Origin of the sequence: Streptomyces sp. MBT65, from assembly GCF_016612545.1 — a bacterium.
GTDB lineage: Bacteria > Actinomycetota > Actinomycetes > Streptomycetales > Streptomycetaceae > Streptomyces.
In genome coordinates this window covers 1-3,315 of the sequence record NZ_JAENRY010000505.1, presented here as the reverse complement: position 1 = coordinate 3,315, position 3,315 = coordinate 1, and the positions used below count along the sequence as shown (strand labels likewise).

Annotated in this window: 4 protein-coding genes; 1 reads left to right on the top strand and 3 read right to left on the bottom strand. The window is 69.5% G+C overall.

The window, feature by feature from the left end; genetic code table 11:
* Positions 1-13: 13 nt before the first annotated feature.
* The gene (locus tag JHN63_RS49270) at positions 14-325 is read right to left on the bottom strand and encodes a hypothetical protein (protein WP_200691658.1); all 312 of its coding nucleotides are present in this window, start codon (positions 323-325) and stop codon (positions 14-16) included.
* A gap of 102 nt (positions 326-427) precedes the next feature.
* Between JHN63_RS49270 and JHN63_RS49265 the strand changes: the two genes are divergently transcribed.
* Positions 428-658: a DUF4287 domain-containing protein gene (locus JHN63_RS49265; protein WP_026151524.1), complete on the top strand. Its 231-nt coding sequence runs from the start codon at positions 428-430 to the stop codon at positions 656-658.
* A gap of 96 nt (positions 659-754) precedes the next feature.
* Here the strand turns inward: JHN63_RS49265 and JHN63_RS49260 are convergent, their stop codons facing one another.
* Both JHN63_RS49260 and JHN63_RS49255 read right to left on the bottom strand, forming a co-directional pair.
* Entirely contained in the window at positions 755-1,642 is an 888-nt protein-coding gene (locus tag JHN63_RS49260) for a Bax inhibitor-1/YccA family protein (RefSeq protein WP_200691657.1), read from the bottom strand.
* Positions 1,643-1,813: 171 nt separating this feature from the next.
* On the bottom strand, positions 1,814-3,007 hold the full coding sequence (locus JHN63_RS49255; protein WP_200691656.1) for a 4-hydroxybenzoate 3-monooxygenase: 1,194 nt from the start codon (positions 3,005-3,007) through the stop codon (positions 1,814-1,816).
* Between the last annotated feature and the right edge of the window lie 308 nt (positions 3,008-3,315).

Sequence of the window (3,315 nt, the reverse complement as noted above, 5' to 3'; positions counted from 1 at the left end):
CCGCCAACCCCCCTCAGACCCCCGCCCTCTTCTGCGCCTCCGCGACCAACCCGAGCGCCTGGTCGACTTCCGTGTCATTCGCCAAGACGACCGCCAAGTCATGCACAGCCACGGTGATTTGATCGGCCGCCGCGAACATCCCCGCGTCCGGCATCTCCCGAGGAACCCCCAACGGCTCCTCCACCCGCTGCGCCCACAGGGCGAACTCCCTGGCCAGCCCCAGCGCCTCCGCCGCAGCGCCCCGTTGCAAACGGCTCTGCGGCGCAGCCCGCAGCCGGTCCGCAAAGTGATCCACCGCTTGAGTCAACCGCGTCGTATCCACCACGCCGCGAGACTACGCGCCGTACCGGGACTGTTGCCAACGGGCGAACGCTCAGGCACGGTGACCTGAAGGACCGGCTTACACCCCATGCGTCCGGAGGCGCCGATGTCCCAAGTGTTCTCCCAGGAGACCCATCGCAACATGCTCGCCCGCATCCCCCATTGCACCGGTCGTGAAGTGTCCGACTGGCTGCGCACCGTCGACGAAGGCCCCGCCCTCTTCCGCTTCGAGGAGAAGGTCAGCTGGCTCCGCGCCGAGCACGACCTCGCATACGGCCACGCCAAGGCGATCATTCACGAGTACGACCTGAGGAGGGCCGCGCGCAAACTGCTCTAGGCGCGCACCACAGACCGACCCATCACAGACTTACGGACATGACGAAGGGCCCCGGGGACGAACCCGGGGCCCTTTCGCGGATCAGCCTGCCGTCGGCTAGTCGTTGCTGTTGAGGATCGCGATGATCCGCAGGAACTCCATGTAGATCCACACCAGCGTCAGCGTGAGCCCGAAGGCCGCCAGCCACGCCTCTTCCTTCGGGGCGCCGTACGCGATGCCGTCCTCGACCTGCTTGAAGTCGAGGGCGAGGAAGCACGCACCGAGGATGATGCCGATGACACCGAAGAAGATGCCGAGCGGGCCGCTGCGGAAGCCGAGGCCGTCACCGCCGCCGAACACCGCGAACAGCAGGTTCACCGCCATCAGCAGCACGAAGCCGAGCGCGGCCGCCATCACGAAGCCGTAGAAGCGGCGGTTCACGCGGATCCAGCCCGCGCGGTAGGCGATGAGCACGCCGGCGAAGACCGCCATCGTGCCGATCACAGCCTGCATGGCCGCGCCGCTCGCGATGCGGTTGTCGACGACGCTGGAGACGACGCCTAGGAAGACGCCTTCCAGGGCGGCGTACGACAGGATCAGCGCCGGGACGGGCTTGCGCTTGAAGGACTGGACGAACGCCAGCACCATCGCGATCAGCGCGGCGCCGATCCCGATGCCGTACGAACGGTTGATGTTGGCGTCGTCGACCGGGAGCAGCGCCCAGGCGAGCGCGGCCGTGACGATCAGCGTGCCGAGGGTGATGCCGGTGCGCTGGACGACGTCGTCCATGGTCATCCGGCCGGTGGTGGCCGGGGCCTGGGGCGGTGCGCCCTGCTGAAGGTCCTGCTGGGCGTACGGGTTCTGCGCGTACGGGTTGCCGCCCGCGTAGGGGTTGCCCTGCGTACCTACGGCGGGGCCCCCGGCCTGCGGCGCGGTGTTGAAGCCCGCGTAGCCGTTGTCGCGGCTGAACCCCCGTCGCGAGAAGACCGGGTTTCTGCTCCTCATTTCACTCCTCCATGGCCGCCTCGCGCGGCCTTGGCCTCAAGAGTAATAGGTAGGCAAAGGATTGACCCTACCTCTTGGGGAGGATCTTCCCCTCGTCCTGCCACGGTACGCGGTGCAGCGCACCCCCTGTGGACACTGGTACCAACCCGTGACGCCCGCCTTAGAGGGCCCTTATGCCTGTTCATCGGGTTCATCCAGGGGGAACCCGGTGTACGCCTCCGCGAGGTCCGTCTCGGCCGCCCGCGAGGACGCGATCCGCTCCAGCCGGGCCGACTGGAGCCGCCCCTCGAAGGCCGTCGCGTCGGGCGCGCGGTGCAGCAGGCTCGTCATGTCGTAGGAGAACCGCTCGGCCTGCCAGACCCGCCGCAGACAGGTGGCGGAGTACGCGTCGAGCCGTTCCTCGCTGCCCGTCCTCTTCTTGTACGTCAGGGCCCGCGCGAAGGTGACGACGTCGCCGACGGCGAGGTTGAGGCCCTTGGCCCCGGTCGGCGGGACGATGTGCGCGGCGTCGCCGGCGAGGAAGAGCCGGCCGTACCGCATGGGCTCGTGGACGTAGGAGCGCATGGGGGTGACCGACTTCTGGGTGATGGGACCACGGTCCAGCCGCCAGTCGTCCTCGGTCTCGAAGCGGCGCTCCAGTTCGTCCCAGATGGCGTCGTCGCTCCAGCTGTCGGGGTCCGCGTCCTCCGCCACCTGGAGGTAGAGCCGGGAGACGGACGGGGAGCGCATCGAGAGGAGGGCGAAGCCGCGGTCGTGGCGGGCGTAGACGAGCTCGTCGTGGGAGGGCGCCACATCGGCGAGGATGCCGAGCCAGGCGTAGGGGTACGACCGTTCGAAGACGCGGGCGAGTTCGGCGGGGATCGCGGTGCGGGCGACGCCCCAGAAGCCGTCGCAGCCGACGACGTAGTCGCAGTCGAGGACGTCCTCACGGCCCTCGTGCCGGAAGCGGACGCGCGGGCTTTCCGTGTCCGCGCCCTCCACCGCCAGGGCCTCGGCCTCGAACAACAGCGGTCCGCCCGCCTTGAGTTGGAGGGCGATCAGGTCCTTGCAGACCTCGGTCTGCGCGTACACCATGACGCTACGGCCGCCGGTGAGGCCCGGGAAGTCCACCCGGTGCCGCTTCCGGTCGAACCGCAGCTCGATCCCGTCGTGCCGCAGCCCCTCCCGGTCCATCCGCTCCCCGGCCCCGGCCGCCCGCAGCACGTCGACCGTGCCCTGCTCGAGGATCCCGGCCCGCTGGCGGTGCTCGACGTAGTCCCGGTCGTGGCTCTCCAGTACGACCGAGTCGATCCCGGCGTTGTGCAGCAGCCGGGCGAGGAGGAGCCCGGCGGGGCCGGCTCCGATGATGCCGACGGTGGTACGCATCGGGGTTCCCTTCGGGCGAGCACCGTCGAGTGGTGTCCCTGCGCCGGTGACCCTGGGCTCGTGTCCCTCCGCGGCCGGCTGTTCGCCTGGTGAAATTTAGTTCACATGACTGGTTCACCCCAAGTCTCCGACCCCGTCGGTCACCTGTCAACGGTCCGAGGGCGAGCCGGTGTCTTCGAGCCGGAAGTGCCAGACGACCGCGAGCGGGGAGTCGTCCAGGGCCGCGGCCGACGCTTCCGGGCACCAGTGGAGCAGGTCCCAGGACGGGTGGGTCGGGAGCGGGTCCGGGGTGGTGTCGGGGGTGAGGG